Annotated in this window: 15 protein-coding genes; 10 read left to right on the top strand and 5 right to left on the bottom strand. The window is 59.1% G+C overall.

Annotation, left to right across the window (positions count from 1 at the left end):
* Positions 1 to 253 precede the first annotated feature (253 nt).
* The 7 genes from RXV90_RS02015 (at position 254) to RXV90_RS01985 (ending at position 7,120) form a co-directional block, all read left to right on the top strand.
* On the top strand, positions 254 to 805 hold the full coding sequence (locus RXV90_RS02015; protein WP_316646566.1) for a shikimate kinase: 552 nt from the start codon (positions 254 to 256) through the stop codon (positions 803 to 805).
* The gene (gene aroB, locus RXV90_RS02010) at positions 805 to 1,917 is read left to right on the top strand and encodes a 3-dehydroquinate synthase (RefSeq protein WP_316646565.1); all 1,113 of its coding nucleotides are present in this window, start codon (positions 805 to 807) and stop codon (positions 1,915 to 1,917) included. The genes RXV90_RS02015 and aroB overlap by 1 nt, the downstream gene beginning before the upstream one ends.
* Before the next feature lie 141 nt (positions 1,918 to 2,058).
* Complete coding sequence (gene proS, locus RXV90_RS02005; protein ID WP_316646563.1) at positions 2,059 to 3,399, top strand: proline--tRNA ligase; 1,341 nt, start codon at positions 2,059 to 2,061, stop codon at positions 3,397 to 3,399.
* Positions 3,396 to 4,226, top strand: a complete 831-nt coding sequence (locus RXV90_RS02000) for an FkbM family methyltransferase (protein WP_316646561.1) — start codon at positions 3,396 to 3,398, stop codon at positions 4,224 to 4,226. The genes proS and RXV90_RS02000 overlap by 4 nt, the downstream gene beginning before the upstream one ends.
* A gap of 1 nt (position 4,227) precedes the next feature.
* A complete protein-coding gene (locus RXV90_RS01995) occupies positions 4,228 to 5,097 on the top strand; it encodes a glycosyltransferase family 25 protein (protein ID WP_316646560.1) in 870 nt (289 codons plus the stop codon).
* Positions 5,098 to 5,163: 66 nt separating this feature from the next.
* Positions 5,164 to 6,450 (top strand): lipoprotein-releasing ABC transporter permease subunit, encoded by a 1,287-nt coding sequence (locus RXV90_RS01990; RefSeq protein WP_316646558.1) that lies wholly within the window; start codon positions 5,164 to 5,166, stop codon positions 6,448 to 6,450.
* Complete coding sequence (locus RXV90_RS01985) at positions 6,443 to 7,120, top strand: ABC transporter ATP-binding protein (protein ID WP_316646557.1); 678 nt, start codon at positions 6,443 to 6,445, stop codon at positions 7,118 to 7,120. Before RXV90_RS01990 ends, RXV90_RS01985 begins: the two co-directional genes overlap by 8 nt.
* Here RXV90_RS01985 and RXV90_RS01980 read toward each other — a convergent pair.
* Positions 7,113 to 8,024 (bottom strand): hypothetical protein, encoded by a 912-nt coding sequence (locus tag RXV90_RS01980; protein WP_316646556.1) that lies wholly within the window; start codon positions 8,022 to 8,024, stop codon positions 7,113 to 7,115. The genes RXV90_RS01985 and RXV90_RS01980 overlap by 8 nt on opposite strands.
* Before the next feature lie 134 nt (positions 8,025 to 8,158).
* Between RXV90_RS01980 and RXV90_RS01975 the strand changes: the two genes are divergently transcribed.
* Positions 8,159 to 8,566 carry a c-type cytochrome gene (locus RXV90_RS01975; RefSeq protein WP_316646555.1) on the top strand — a complete coding sequence of 136 codons (408 nt, stop codon included), beginning with the start codon at positions 8,159 to 8,161 and terminating at the stop codon, positions 8,564 to 8,566.
* Positions 8,567 to 8,577: 11 nt separating this feature from the next.
* On the opposite strand, the gene RXV90_RS01970 is transcribed toward RXV90_RS01975, so the two are convergent.
* From RXV90_RS01970 to RXV90_RS01960, 3 genes are all read right to left on the bottom strand, one after another.
* Positions 8,578 to 9,816, bottom strand: a complete 1,239-nt coding sequence (locus RXV90_RS01970; RefSeq protein WP_316646554.1) for an aspartate kinase — start codon at positions 9,814 to 9,816, stop codon at positions 8,578 to 8,580.
* A gap of 144 nt (positions 9,817 to 9,960) precedes the next feature.
* Positions 9,961 to 10,866 carry an AEC family transporter gene (locus RXV90_RS01965; RefSeq protein WP_316646553.1) on the bottom strand — a complete coding sequence of 302 codons (906 nt, stop codon included), beginning with the start codon at positions 10,864 to 10,866 and terminating at the stop codon, positions 9,961 to 9,963.
* Positions 10,867 to 10,972: 106 nt separating this feature from the next.
* Positions 10,973 to 11,653, bottom strand: coding sequence for an ImuA family protein (locus RXV90_RS01960; protein ID WP_316646552.1), 681 nt, complete (start codon positions 11,651 to 11,653; stop codon positions 10,973 to 10,975).
* Positions 11,654 to 11,838: 185 nt separating this feature from the next.
* Between RXV90_RS01960 and RXV90_RS01955 the strand changes: the two genes are divergently transcribed.
* On the top strand, positions 11,839 to 12,882 hold the full coding sequence (locus RXV90_RS01955; protein WP_316646551.1) for an aldo/keto reductase: 1,044 nt from the start codon (positions 11,839 to 11,841) through the stop codon (positions 12,880 to 12,882).
* 373 nt (positions 12,883 to 13,255) lie between these two features.
* Entirely contained in the window at positions 13,256 to 13,810 is a 555-nt protein-coding gene (locus tag RXV90_RS01950) for a lipocalin family protein (RefSeq protein WP_316646550.1), read from the top strand.
* Here RXV90_RS01950 and RXV90_RS01945 read toward each other — a convergent pair.
* A complete protein-coding gene (locus RXV90_RS01945) occupies positions 13,780 to 14,631 on the bottom strand; it encodes a helix-turn-helix domain-containing protein (RefSeq protein ID WP_316646771.1) in 852 nt (283 codons plus the stop codon). The two genes, RXV90_RS01950 and RXV90_RS01945, sit on opposite strands and share 31 nt — an antisense overlap.
* Positions 14,632 to 14,667: the final 36 nt, after the last annotated feature.

Genomic DNA, 14,667 nt, shown 5'->3' with positions numbered 1-14,667 from the left:
TGCTCCGGGCTAAGGTCTCCAAGATATGCGTAGCCGATCACACCAATTGCCGCGATAACGACGAGATACCCTATGAATTTCAGTAGACGGACCATTCCTGCCTCGACCCTCTGCCCCCAATGCACTTTTAGCCTCCCGGATTTCCGGGCAATTGCCGCGTCTTCGTCGACTTCTCTAAGTTTATATATGGTCTTTTCGCCGAGTTCACGCCATTCAGTGATGAAATTGTCCCACAGTGGCGGGGTGTTGCCGGGTGGAGTACCGCCTGAAGAAAACGGTTGTGCTTGTTGGCATGATGGGCGCGGGTAAAACTGCGATCGGGACATTCGTGGCCCGGACCCTTGGCGTGCCGTTTCTCGACAGCGATGCCGAGATCGAGCGGGCTGCCAATATGTCGATCCCCGAAATCTTTGCACGGGATGGTGAGGCTTTCTTTCGGAAGAAGGAATCGCAGGTGATCGCACGCCTCCTGGAAGAGGAACGCGGTATTCTTTCCACTGGTGGTGGCGCATATCTTGATCCAAAAAACAGGGCGGAGATTTCGGCGCACGGTGTTGCGCTATGGCTGAAAGCTGACCTCGATCTTCTTTGGATGCGTGTGCGACACAAGGATACACGGCCGCTTCTTAGAACAGGTGATCCGTACGGAACACTGGCGCGTCTCTATGCTGAGCGCACGCCCATCTATGCGCAGGCAGAGCTCTGCGTAGAAGCACGGGCGGAGTACAGCATCGAGGAGATGTCTGTCAAAGTGATCAATACCCTTCTCGGGCACAGTGAAGTGCTGGTGCGGGAGGCTGCGTAATGGACAGTGTTCATGTCGCTCTGGGAGAGCGTTCTTACGATGTTCGGATCGGACAGGGACTTATCGACCGGGCAGGAGAGGAGATTGCTTCGTTCCTTAAGCGCCGCAGAGTGGCGATCCTGACTGACGAGACCGTAGCAGATATTCACCTTGCGGCTTTGACAGAAAGCCTTTCGAGGCAGGGGATTGCGTCTTCGGCGCTCGTGCTTCCCCCGGGGGAGGCGACCAAGAGTTGGGAGATGTTGAGCCGATCGGTTGAGTGGCTTCTCGAGGAACGCATCGAGCGGCGCGATGTTGTCATAGCGCTCGGTGGCGGGGTAGTCGGTGATCTTGCAGGTTTTGCAGCAGCGATACTGCGCCGCGGGGTCGCCTATGTTCAGGCTCCGACCTCGCTGCTTGCGCAGGTCGACAGCTCTGTCGGTGGCAAAACTGCAATCAACTCGCGAGCCGGAAAGAACCTCGTCGGAGCGTTTCACCAGCCCATCCTTGTTCTGGCCGATACGGATGCCCTGGCGACCCTTACGCCCAGAGATTTTCTCGCGGGGTATGGCGAGGTAGTGAAGTACGGGCTTCTTGGCGACGCAGAGTTTTTTGAGTGGCTCGAAGATGCGGGGCCGCGCTTGCTCGACGGCGACGTCGAAGCCCGCATCCGCGCCGTGCGCAGATCTGTGGAGATGAAGGCAGAAATCGTAGCGCGGGATGAAACAGAAACCGGTGACCGCGCCTTGCTCAACCTTGGGCACACGTTCTGTCACGCGCTAGAAGCGGCGACGGGGTATTCCGACCGCTTGTTGCATGGTGAGGGCGTTGCTGTCGGGTGTGCCCTTGCTTTCGAATTGTCGGCTCGTCTTGGCCTGTGCGCGCAGGAGGAGCCGTCGCGTGTGCGTGCGCACCTCAGCACAATGGGAATGAAGTCCGATCTCTCGGACATTCCGGGCGACCTACCCGGTGCTGACGGCCTCCTCGATCTCATGGCGCAGGACAAGAAGGTGATAGATGGGCGATTGAGGTTTATTCTTACGCGGGGGATCGGCGCGGCATTTGTGGCCGAGGATGTTCCGCGGGATGCCGTTCGAACTGTACTGAGCGAAGCACTCGCGGGCCGGACCTGAGTTTCTTTTGTTGTTTGGCGGCCAGGCCGCTGCCGCATCTGGACAGGCAAACGACGAGATGCCGGACATTGCATCACGCCTTGCGCGCTCTTTGCACGGGCCGTAAACCCGGGCACGACCCTGTTCCTATCGAGAAGTGCCATGCGCCTGACCCGCTATTTCCTCCCGGTTCTGAAAGAGACGCCGGCCGATGCACAAATCGTCAGTCACCGATTGATGCTGCGCGCAGGGATGATCAAGCAGGCGAGCGCAGGGATCTATTCCTGGCTGCCTCTTGGATACCGGGTGCTGCGTAACATAGAACGCATCGTGCACGAGGAGCAGGAACGCGCCGGGCATATCCCGATGCTCATGCCGACACTGCAATCGGCGGATCTTTGGCGTGAGAGCGGGCGCTATGACGACTACGGCGAAGAAATGCTGCGCATCCGCGACCGCCACGACCGCGATATGCTTTACGGTCCTACGAATGAGGAGCTGATCACCGACATATTCCGCAGCCATGTGACGAGCTACAAGGATCTGCCGCTGACACTCTACCACATCCAGTGGAAGTTCCGCGACGAGATCCGGCCGCGCTTTGGCGTAATGCGTGGCCGCGAATTCCTGATGAAGGACGGCTATAATTTTGACGTCTCCAAGGAGGCGGCTCTGCATGCGTACAACCGGCACCTAGTGAGCTATCTCAGGACTTACGAGAGAATGGGGCTTCAAGCTATTCCGATGCGCGCAGATGGCGGGCCTATTGGTGGCGACTATACCCACGAGTTCCTGGTGCTGGCGGAAACGGGCGAGTCAGAAGTTTTCTATGACAGTGCTGTGACCGACCTGACCTTTGGCGACCGGGAAATCGATTACGATGACGTGGCACAGTGCCAGGGCGTCCTCGAGGAGTTCACGACACGCTACGCCAGAACCGACGAGACCCATGACGAGGGTGTATTCCATTCTCAGGTGCCCGAAGAGCGGCGCCGCTCGGCCCGTGGGATCGAGGTGGGACAAATCTTCTATTTCGGTACGAAGTATTCGGAGCCGATGGGGGCCATGGTCGATGACGGGCAGGGTGGTCGCGTGCCGGTCCATATGGGATCCCACGGGATCGGCGTCTCGCGGCTTCTCGGTGCGATCATTGAGGCGTCACACGACGACAAGGGCATCATTTGGCCCGAGGGCGTGACCCCGTTCCATGTGGGTATTGTTAACCTTCGACAGGGCGAGAGTGCGACGGATGCTGCGTGCGAAGGTCTTTATGCCGGTTTGAAGGCGAGGGGGTTCGATCCGCTTTACGATGACCGCGACGAACGGGCCGGTGCGAAATTCGCGACGATGGATCTCATTGGATTGCCTTGGCGCATTACCGTGGGTCCCCGAGGTATCGAAAAGGGCGTCGTCGAATTGACCTCGCGGCGGACAGGCGAGAGCGAGGAAGTTTCGGCGGAAGCCGCGGTGGAGCGGATTGCTGAAATTTATGACGACCGATGAGTGAGCTATTGGCACCCCTGCGAAGGCTCAATCGCGTGAGATTGTATCGTCGTGCTGCACGTAAGCGACAGGCGCTGGCCGATGCTCAGATCGCTGATATGTCGGAGCAGAAGATTTCCGAGATTTTAGGCCTAATGCGCAGATTCTCGCCGCTTGATGTTGGCGTGCAATTGGTCCGTATTGGGCCAGAGGGTGACGGTGGCTATCTCGTTCCTGATGACCTGGAAGGGATCGGGGCACTATATTCGCCGGGAGTATCTGACACGACTGGTTTCGACAGTGATATCGCCAATCGTGGCATTCCCTGCCATCTGGCGGATGGAACCGTGGACGTACCGGAAGCCCTCGGTGGCAAGATGACCTTTGAGAAGATAATGGTTGCCGGCACTACGCGCCCGGGATTTACGTCAATGGCGGATTGGGTGAACAGGCGCGGCCCATCTGTCGGTGACCTCCTGCTTCAGATGGACATCGAAGGAGCAGAGTATGAAGTTATCTCGGTGATGGATCCTGATCTGATTAGAAGATTCAGAATCATGATCTTCGAATTGCATGACGTCGTCGGCAAATTGCTGAACGATCGGGCCAGCCTGTCGGCGTTTCTTGATAAATTGCAGGCGGATCACGTCCTTTGCCACCTTCATCCCAACAATGCTTCCCCGCCTGTGAGGCTTTTGGGGCAAAATGTTCCTGACCTTATCGAAGTCACTTTCTTACGCCGGGACAGGGCAACGCCGGCTGGCGAGGCCCGCTATCCACACCCGCAGGATCAACGAAACAACGGAATTTTCCCAGAGCCACCTGCGGATCGCTTTTGGGCTGTTTGACGTGACAGTCACGCAACCGATATCCTATCTGGTAAATCTCGAGCGGGCGGTTGATCGTCTTGAGTATGTCAGGGATGAACTCGCGCGCCTGGTTCCTGGCATGGCATTGTGCCGGGTGCGAGCCATAGATATCCGTGCCGAAAGCTGGTCGCCGCCCAAACGCTATCAGGCCGGCCGCTGGCGGAGCGATCGCTGGGCTCTCGGACCCAGCGATATGGAAATCTTTGCCAGCCACGCAGACGGCTGGCGCCGAATAGCGAAAAGCGGTGTTCCAGGAATTGTGCTAGAGGACGATCTGCTCTTCTCGGAGCATTTCGGGTCTGCACTCGAGTCTCTTGATGCGAGCCGTCCACGTGGGATTGTGAAGCTTGATGGCGTAGCGAAGCCTATTCTATTGGGTGAGGCGAAAGCGCTGGGTGAAGGGTTCTCCCTCAGGGCGATAAACACAATCGCACCATCCTGTGCAGCCTATTGGATCGATCCCAACACGGCGGGTGCACTCTTCGATACCCATCGAATAGAGCGTACAGTGGACGATTTTCTTTTCGATCCGTATCCGCAGGATCGCGGTGCGCGGGGTCACGGGCAGCCTGTCTTTCAGATCGAACCAGCAGTCGCAGTGCAGGGACAGTTCGGGCGGTTTCGCGACGCCGCACGTGAGTTCCCCGATTGCGTGCGTGGCACCGTCCGATCAGATGTTTCGCTCAGGAAGAAGCCTGGCGAAATCGCGGGCCCTTTGCCCTACAGGATCTGGAAGGAGGCCCGCCGTTGGCGAGCGCGATGGCGCGACCGACAACGTGAGGCTGCGATACTCAGTGTCGGTGGCCGGCTTGGGCCGCCGATGTCACCAGACGATCTGATCTGGACTTAGGGGCAGCGCGCCTTGACCTCGACAGGTCGAAAGACCACAGTCTCGCGCGAGCAGCAGGAGCCGAAAGTGGCCGCATCCCCTTCACCTTTTACCTCTTACGAATGGTTGATCGCCTGGCGCTATCTGCGCGCTCGGAGGGCCGAGGGCGGTGTCAGCGTCATGACGTGGATCAGCCTCGTGGGGATAACGTTGGCAGTTGCAGCGCTCATAATCACGCTTGCGGTGCGCGCCGGGTTCCGGACTGAATTCGTCGATACGATCCTGGGCGCGAACGCTCATGTTTCGATATATTCGCAAGCCTACCAGACCGAGACCGGTCAGTTGACCCGTGTGATCGAAGATTTCGACGCGGTCGCAGACCGGGTTCGGGAAATTCCCGGCGTAACGCGGGCTGCTCCTCTTGTCCGTGGTCAGATTATGGCGAATGCCCGAGATCAGAATGCGCCTGGCGATGTCTACGGCATCCGGCTGATTGATCTGGAGACGTTACCCCGCATCACGCAAAGCCCGCAGTCGATCGGCGATCTTTCGCGGTTTGGTGAAGGGGTTGCCATTGGATCCGGCCTTGCGCGGGAGCTTGGTGTCGGTGTGGGCGATGTGATCCGCCTGATTTCTCCAAACGGTGTCAAGACAGCTTTCGGCACATCACCGCGTGTATCGAACTACGAGGTGGTCTTCATTTTCTCGGCCGGGCGATACGACATTGACCGGGTGCGCATCTACATGCCGCTGGAGGAAGCACAGCTGTACTTCAATCGGGACGGTGTCGTTGATCAGATCGAGGTCATGGTTGAAACTCCCGAAGAGGTCGAGCAGTTGACGCCAGCGCTTTCTGAAGCGCTCGGCCCCCAAGCCTTTACTTGGACTTGGCGCCAGAGCGCGGGTGATTTCCTTCGGGCTCTGGAAATCGAGGATACAGTCATGTTCGTCCTTATGAGCGTGCTGGTTCTGATTGCATCGATGAACATCATCTCGGGCCTTGTCATGCTCGTGAAGAACAAGGGCCGCGACATCGGCATCCTCCGGACCATGGGCCTGACGGAGGGATCAGTGATGCGGGTGTTCTTCGTATGTGGTGCGCTCGTAGGTACCTTGGGAACGGTGTTCGGCGTCATCCTTGGCAGCCTGTTCGCAATCTATTTCGATCAAATCCTTGCCTTGGTGAACGGGGCCTCAGACGGGCAGGTCTGGGACGCATCCATTCGGGGAATCTACCGCCTGCCGGCAGAATTGCGGGCAGATGACGTTCTCAAAGCAGTTGGGCTTTCACTGGGTCTTTCCTGGCTCATCACTCTCTTGCCTGCCCGCCGGGCAGCCCGGATGAATCCGGTCGAGGCCCTTCGGTATGAATGAGCCCGCACTGCGTCTTGAGGCGATCGTCAAAACTTACAATCGGGGCCGTCCAAACGCGGTTGAGGTGTTGCGGAGTGTTTCGCTGTCGCTCGAAGCGGGTGAGGTGGTGGCGCTCGTCGCGCCCTCCGGCGCAGGAAAATCGACGTTACTTCACATCGCGGGGCTTCTGGACACAGCCGATGCCGGGCGGGTTTCGATCGCCGGCCGGGATCTGACGCAGGCACCGGACAGAACCCGAACCGAGGCACGTCGCCGGGATGTCGGCTTTGTCTACCAGTTTCATCATCTTCTGCCCGAGTTCTCGGCTGCCGAAAACGTAATCCTGCCGCAGCTGGCGAACGGGACAGGTAAGGCAGCCGCTGCAGATCGGGCGACGGTGCTTCTGGATCGGGTCGGATTGTCCGGTCGGGCGGATCACAGGCCGGCAGCCCTTTCGGGCGGAGAACAGCAAAGGGTGGCATTTTGCCGAGCGCTTGCGAACGCGCCGAGGATTCTTCTGGCGGACGAGCCGACCGGCAACCTCGATCCAGCGACATCTGATGTTGTATTTGACGTCCTATTGGAGTTGGTGCGGGATACAGGCCTATCGGCGCTGATCGCCACGCACAATCCCGATCTGGCGGCCCGGATGGATCGGACCGTGCGACTTGAGGATGGCACCCTTATCTAATGGACTGGTCGATGACGGCTCTGAGCAGGGCATCTTGAGGCTTGGCTACGAGAAGCCGCCCCGAATACTCGACCGCGAGAAAGTACGTAAGCAGTTCATCGATTTCACACTGATCCACGAGGGTTAGTTCGCCGAGGAGCGATGCGATGTCGAGGTCATGTAAGCCCATGATTTTATCGGATGCACTGCAGAAATGGGGCGCTGTCAATGCGAGATCGACAAGGAATCTGGCGACATCGCGCAGAACCGCACCCCACCCGTCGGGCCGCAGCCCGCCGGCCCAAACCACGCTTTTCTCGTGCCAAAGACGCGACGGGCGGAAATCGCCGTGGCAGCGTGCTCGTGTCACCATTCGCCGTCGGGCCTGTCTGCGCGCTTTGCGCATGGTCTCGATCAAGATCTCGAGCCGGGCGCGATCCTCGAAATCGGACACGGCTTTTGCTGCATCGCTGCGCTGCCGGATCCAGTATCCTCCACCAAACGTATCACTGACTGCAGAAGGCGCGGCATAGCTGTTGAGCCACCGACCGGCAGCCGCGAGCGCGACGGCTCGCTCATCACCGCCTGCTTCAATTTGTAATGGGAGATCGGGCGCCTTCGGGATTTCGGTGACGAGAATCCCGGATGCCGTATGTAGCCAGGCCACTTTTGTAACCCGCTCTGTCCCGTCACCCAACCGTTTCGTCGCCTCTTCAAGAACGTCGAATTGCCCCCGGCACAGCATTGCGGCCTCGGGGCGCAGGTGCCGAATGAGCTCGAGCCGTTTGTCCCCCATGCGGGCGTCAAACACTTCCATACCGCTGGAATGTGCGAGACAGGGGCCGAGCACAATGCCTTCAGGGCCGGCTTTGCGCAGAAGACTGGCAATTTGTCGGCGGCTCCTTAAGGTGCGGAGGCGCGTCATTGCGTTGAAAGAAGCTGTGACACTCATGCAATTTCAGTGTCTCCGTGGCGATCGGGGCGGTCAACGGGGTTGATCCGCGTCAAGGACCGGGGTCGGTATGGGATGCAGGCTTCATCCACTGCCGGGAGACCAAGATGCGACACACTGTTTCACCAATACTGACTACACTCATGCTGGCGATGCCGGTGAACGGTCTCGCGCAGGAGCCGGGCGATGGAGATGTCCTGTTTCAGGAGCATTGCGCCGTTTGCCACGGTCGGGACGCGCGGGGAGATGGGCCAATGGCACAAGTGCTGACTCTTGTGCCGCCGGATCTGACCGGACTTTCGGCGCGCGCAGGTGGTACTTTCCCCGCTGCTGCAATCGTCCGCTGGATCGACGGGCGCGACACGATCCCGTCACATGGCGGTCCCATGCCTTTGTTCGGGCGACTGCTGCAAGGCGAGAGCGCTGTTATCGATGGGGCCGATGGTAGCCCCGTTTTCACCACACGCGCGATCTATGACATCGTGGCATGGCTCGAGGAGATTCAGGAGGAGTAGGGCGGCTCGATCTACCCTTCGCGCTCAAGCCCGAAACTGTCATGCAGCGCCTGCACGGCGAGTTCCAAGTACTTGCGGTCAATCAGAACCGAGATCTTGATCTCGGATGTAGTGATGACCTTGATGTTGATGTTTTCATCCTTCAGGGCCGAAAACATCTGCGCCGCGACACCGGCATGGCTACGCATCCCAATCCCGACAACGGAGACCTTGGCCACATCGGTATCCGCAACCAAATCGTGGAAGTTGATCTCGCCCCGCTCTTTCGCTGCGCGCATCGCCTGTTCGGCACGTGCGACCTGGTTGATGGGGCAGGAGAAGGTCATATCCGTGCGGCCTTCTTCCGAGATGTTCTGAACGATCATGTCAACATTCACCCCGGCCTCGGACAGCGGACCAAAGATTGCCGCTGCGATACCCGGACGGTCGGCGACAGAAATGAGCGTCATCTTGGCTTCATCGCGGCTGTAGGCGACACCCGATACCACTTGAGATTCCACGATATCCTCCTCGGGGCAAACAAGCGTGCCCGCATTCTCCCCATTATCCTCGAAGCTCGATAAAACGCGAAGCTTCACGTTATAGCGCATCGCGAGTTCGACCGACCGGGTCTGAAGCACTTTCGCGCCCAGCGAGGCAAGCTCGAGCATTTCCTCGAAGGCGATCCTGTCCAGTTTGCGAGCCTTGTCGGTGATGCGGGGATCGGTGGTGTAGACGCCGTCGACATCGGTGTAGATGTCGCAACGCACCGCACCGAAGGCTGCCGCAAACGCGACGGCGGAGGTATCTGATCCTCCACGACCCAGAGTCGTAATCCGCCCCTCCGGAGATATCCCCTGAAATCCGGCAATCACCGCCACTTTCATGCCTTCGGCGAATTTTGCAGTGATGTTCTTCGTCGGGATCTCTTCGATCCGTGCAGAGGCATGCGATGAGTTCGTGATAAGCGGCACCTGCCAGCCCTGCCACGAGCGGGCGGGAATATCCATCTCCTGAAGGGTCAGAGCCATCAGGCCCGCCGTTACCTGTTCGCCGGAGGAGACGACAGCATCATATTCGCGGGCATCGAAGAAACGAGAGGTCTCTTCTACCCATCCCACCAGTTCGTTTGTTTTCCCTGCCATAGCCGAAACAATAACGATCACGTCGTGACCGTTCGCGACCTCCCGGCCCACACGCTTCGCCGCGCGCCGGATCCGGTCGAGCGTGGCCACTGAGGTGCCACCGAACTTCATGACGAGTACGGACATTTTCCGGCCCGGTTCCCTTTTGGATAGGTGTTGCGGCCTCTTACGCAACGGGCTCGAGCGGGGCAAGGGGCGATGCCTGCTGCACCATCTCCTTCGGCCGACCGTGCCTTCTGTCGTCCCAGACGGTGACTGCGGTGTCCGGTCCTAGGCGAGGATGGCTAGCGTGAAGAGAGACAAAACCGACGTCCAGACAAGTATCTGTGCGATTGTTGTGGTCCTTATGTCGTAGAGTAGGGCGAGGCTCATCGCCATGGCGCCTGTCGGGGGAGCCGCTCCGAATGTCCAAAGATCCGCCTGCGCATCCGGGGCAAGTGTGCGCATCACCACCCAGATCGAGGCTGGGAACAATGCCAGTTTGACGAGTGTGAAGGTCAGAACCGCGGGATCACGGGTGAAAGACGTTTCCGCAAGGATGACGCCCAGAGCAAATAGGGCGACGGGCGCTGCCGCAGCGCCGTTGAAATCGAGGAAGGTCTGCAGGGGGGCGGGGATCGGTAGGGCGAGTGCCCCCATGGCGAGCCCAGCAAAGATCGCGATGAGTGTCGGTGTTTTCAGGAATATGAGTGCGATCCCTTTCGGTGATACCCGTCCCATGGCAAGTGTCTGCAGTGCGACCATCGTGCCTCCGAAGGAGATCGTCGCATCGAGGACGACGATGGTTACGATCGGAAGTGGAGCGGTGCCATAGATGAGCTGCGCGAGTGGAAGCCCGTAGAACACGTTGTTTGCGAAGACTGCGCCATAGCCGAGGACGACGGCTTCGCCTGGCACAAAGCCGAAAGCACGGCGGGCAAGTTGGTATCCGCCCGTGAAGACAATGGCTTGCACGGCGATGTAGAGAAGCGCTGGTTGCAGCTCCAGCTGCCGAAAGGGCGCGTTCGCCAGGAGGTCGAAGACGACGATAGGTATGAGGACCGTCATCGCGAAACGGTTGATCGTACGGGCGGCCTCGGTGGTTGTGCGGCCCGTGCGCCCCATGCCAAATCCGAATGCCAGAATGGAGAAGACGGGCAGGATCGGGTCGATCAGAACGGGCAGAAAGGTTGGCACGTGCGTGCTTAGGCTCGCGCCAGGGCATTTGCCGCCGGATGCATGGCGTATTTCATCTCTGTTTCGTCCCTCTTTCAGCGCGCGAATCGCCCGTGTCGATTGAACTCTAACCGATCGCTGCCGGACGCGGGGGGGCGATGCTCAGGTGCCTCTGACGCGTTGCGGGCGCTCTGAGGCTTACCTCCCAGGCGGCCGGGGGCAGGGTGCGGGCACGCAGGCGTTCAAGTCGCCACGTTGCGCCTCGGGGAGCGCTTGTATTGGCCTGTTTTGTCTCAGGGCCATGGGCCGAGGAAAAGTACCAGCGCGTCTCGATTCCCGGTGTGCCTTCTTGGCCGGGAGTGAGAAGAAGGCCAAGGGGCGGGCTTTCTCCCATGGCGCCGGCCCCGGCTTCGGCCGCGAGGTGCAGACGGCGAACTGGTGTCAACTCGGGCGTTTCGGACAGATCGGCAACCACGAGCGGGACATGGCCGTCGCGCAGTGCTTCTTCCATCGCCCAAAACATATCCTCAGGCCGCTTGCCCATGAGAAAAACAAGGCGTCCGGGATCGATCCATTCGGCGATCGCCACACCGTTGAGCGTATAGCGCGCCTTGAGTGGGCGGATCCAGAGCACCGGCCCCGCCGTCAGCTGCGCGAGGATAAGTGCGAGCGTATGCCGTGCAGGGCCGCAGGCCTCGTGAACCCGACCGGTCTGCAGTTCTAAATCGCCCAGAAAACGCAATCCGCCTTTGGCCCTATGCCGATGGGTGGTGCGGGTCAGAAGATGAGACGCGGCGGGAGGGGGCATCCCGGCAATTTAGAATGTTCCCCATTTGTTCGCAAGATTTGCCATCACACCCTTGATCGCCATCACTTCCAAAACGTGCAAAGGAAACAGGGCGGAAGGACTTCGGGCCCATCCCGGCTCAGGGGGTTGCCGCGCCGCGCGAAACCCCTAAGGTCCGCCCCGACACATTTTCAAGGAACACGTAAATGAAACGTACCACGCTGGGCCGGACCGGCATTGACGTAAGCGCCATCTGCCTCGGTACGATGACCTGGGGCAGCCAGAATACTGAAGCCGAGGGGCATGCACAGATCGATGCCGCGCTGGATCGGGGCGTGGATTTCATGGATACCGCCGAAATGTATCCGGTTGCGCCGGTTCTTGCAGAAACGGTCGGGCATACGGAGACAATCATCGGAAACTGGCTGGCCCGTAGCGGCCGACGCTCCGACGTCGTTATTGCGACCAAGGTCGCCGGCCTCAACGACAGGTTCGTGCGAATGGGCAAGAAAGTGACACCCGAGACGCTGACCGAGGCGCTTGAAGGATCGCTACGACGGTTGAAAACCGATTATATAGATCTCTACCAGCTGCACTGGCCAAACCGGGGAAGCTATCACTTCCGGCAGATGTGGAATTTCAATCCGAGTACACAGGATGCCGCATGGGAGATCGAGAACATCCACGCATTGACTGAAACGCTTGGTGATCAGGTGAAGGCCGGAAAAATCCGTGCATGGGGGCTGTCCAACGAAAGCGCATGGGGCACGATGCAATGGCTGAAGGCGGCGGAGGCCACAGGAGGGCCGCGCGTCGCGACGATACAGAACGAATACTCGCTTCTTTGCCGTATCTACGACACCGACTTGGGCGAGCTTGGAGCGCATGAAGATGTTACGCTTCTTGCGTTCTCGCCACTCGCATGCGGGATGTTATCGGGCAAGTACCAGAACGGGCAGAAGCCTGACGGTTCGCGAATGACGCGGACACCCGACCTTGGTGGACGCGTTACTGACCGGGTCTTCCCGGCGATCGAGGCCTATCTCGACATCGCTCGAACGCATGGGCTTGATCCAAGCGCGATGGCTGTCGCCTGGACGATGACGCGGCCTTTCCCGACGATCCCGATCATCGGAGCAACGTCACTTGAGCAACTCGAAACAGTGCTGGATGCCGATGAGATGAACCTGAGCCAAACGGCTCTCGAAGAAATCGCATCCGCCCAAAAAGCGCATCCGAACCCCTTTTGACAGGCGCAGGAACAGTGGATTTCGCTTGCGGGCTGAAGCGCGTTTCCGGCACATCTTGGAGCATGCGACTGGCTCTCATAATGATCGTGTTTGCATTGGCCGGCTGCGTCGATGAGGAGGCCAATAACGGCAGGTTACCTCCCACCGCGAGCGAGGCCGCCGAAGCATCTTGTCTGAAGGATGGTGGGAATTGGATCTCGCGAGGGTCGGCAAGGATGTTTTGCGAGCGCGAAACACGCGATGGCGGACAAGTATGCAAAACTAGTGCTGACTGCGAAACCGTCTGCCTCGCCCGATCCAGAACCTGTGCTCCGGTCACACCTCTGCTTGGGTGTAACGAGATTATGGGTGCTTCGGGTTCCCTGAGCACGCTATGCGTCGATTAGCGTCACTTTTTGCGGCCGTTCTGCTTCTGGCGGGGTGCGGTGCAGGCGGGCCTTATCGAGACACTTCTGTTCCAATTTCTTCCGCCGCCGCCTTCGATCCGGAGCGTTACACCGGGCTGTGGTATGAGATCGCGCGCTTTCCGGTGCCGTTTCAGTCGGGCTGCGTCGTTGCCACAGCGCGGTATGGGGCTTTGTCAGATGGGCGCCTGAGTGTTGTGAATACATGCAGAGACGGTTCGCCCGATGGTGCTGTCCGGCAGATCCAGGGCGACGCCCGTGTCACGGGCCCCGGCCGCTTGTCCGTCGGATTCACGACGGTGCCGCTGGTGCGGGCGCCGTATTGGGTACTTTGGGTGGATGAGGGATACCGAACTGCAGTGGTCGGCGTGCCATCTGGGAGAGCCGGATGGATCCTGAACCGAAGCCCTCATATCCCAGCGGACAGATTAAGAGCTGCCCTCGAAGTCCTTGAATTCAATGGATACGATGTCGAAAAACTTATTTACTCTGCTCAGGCACCGCGCGCGAGATCAGCAAGATAATCGGGAAATTCGCGTGCCGATATGCTCGCCTCGCGTATGAGCGCGTCGAAATGGCGCGATATGGCCGTGACGCGTTCGGTGTCGCGAAAGACGATGTAGTTGCTACCAAGATAGAGCGCAGCTAGGAGCGGGCCGAAGACAGTGACCGGTGCGGAATGAAGCCGCCTTGCATCGAAAAGAAACACTCTCAGTGTGGGATAGAGCTGATCATGAAGCATAAGCATTCGTTCGATCTGTCCCTTGCGCGTCGCCTCTGGAAGCTCTGCGTAATAACCTTCGCCCCGAACGAATGTCTCGAGTTCGAATATCGGAATGGCGATTTCGTAATCGGACGGGCTGCCTTTCAGCAAATCAAGGCGATCTGACGACGCACCAATCGCCTGGTCGATCGTCCGCCCAAGGTGTGGCGCATATTCCCACCGCAGCATGTCATGGGTTTTGACGAGGTCGGGAAGCCGCGCCGGCACGTGCCGGATCTTGTATCCCGCTGCCTCACGATGCCAGTCGTAAATCTGGTCGTCGATCAAGGCACGGTTTGCGGCAGAGAACTCCATTGACTCCGCAAGAAGCGCGGCGGCTTGTTCGGGGCGCTCTGAGAGACCCAGAAGCCAATCGGCCGAAATCCCCAGAGTTGCTGCGCATTCGGCGACTACCTGGGCATTCGGCAGGCGCACAATATTGGAAGAAACCAGTTGGGAAATTGTCGATCTGTCCACACCAACGGAGCGGGCAAGTGCGCTTTGGGAAAGACCGGCTTCCGTCATTGCCTGCAAGAGGCGACGGCGGAAGCGAGCAGCGCGATCGCGCTTGTCTGTTTTCATAACGTATGTTGATTTTTCAAAACATATGGGAATTCT

It is taken from the genome of Ovoidimarina sediminis (assembly GCF_032586175.1).
Classification (GTDB): Bacteria; Pseudomonadota; Alphaproteobacteria; order Rhodobacterales; family Rhodobacteraceae; genus Ovoidimarina; species Ovoidimarina sediminis.
The sequence above is the reverse complement of the archived record's forward strand: the minus strand, read 5'-3'. Positions and strand labels throughout refer to the sequence as shown.

Coding starts and splice junctions, on each gene's coding strand:
- RXV90_RS01945 (WP_316646771.1), bottom strand. CDS start 14,631: ATGAAAACAGACAAGCGCGATCGCGCTGCTCGCTTCCGCCGTCGCCTC.
- RXV90_RS01970 (WP_316646554.1), bottom strand. CDS start 9,816: ATGTCCGTACTCGTCATGAAGTTCGGTGGCACCTCAGTGGCCACGCTC.
- RXV90_RS01950 (WP_316646550.1), top strand. CDS start 13,256: ATGCGTCGATTAGCGTCACTTTTTGCGGCCGTTCTGCTTCTGGCGGGG.
- RXV90_RS01975 (WP_316646555.1), top strand. CDS start 8,159: ATGCGACACACTGTTTCACCAATACTGACTACACTCATGCTGGCGATG.
- RXV90_RS02000 (WP_316646561.1), top strand. CDS start 3,396: ATGAGTGAGCTATTGGCACCCCTGCGAAGGCTCAATCGCGTGAGATTG.
- RXV90_RS01955 (WP_316646551.1), top strand. CDS start 11,839: ATGAAACGTACCACGCTGGGCCGGACCGGCATTGACGTAAGCGCCATC.
- RXV90_RS01985 (WP_316646557.1), top strand. CDS start 6,443: ATGAATGAGCCCGCACTGCGTCTTGAGGCGATCGTCAAAACTTACAAT.
- RXV90_RS01980 (WP_316646556.1), bottom strand. CDS start 8,024: ATGACGCGCCTCCGCACCTTAAGGAGCCGCCGACAAATTGCCAGTCTT.
- proS (WP_316646563.1), top strand. CDS start 2,059: ATGCGCCTGACCCGCTATTTCCTCCCGGTTCTGAAAGAGACGCCGGCC.
- aroB (WP_316646565.1), top strand. CDS start 805: ATGGACAGTGTTCATGTCGCTCTGGGAGAGCGTTCTTACGATGTTCGG.
- RXV90_RS01960 (WP_316646552.1), bottom strand. CDS start 11,653: ATGCCCCCTCCCGCCGCGTCTCATCTTCTGACCCGCACCACCCATCGG.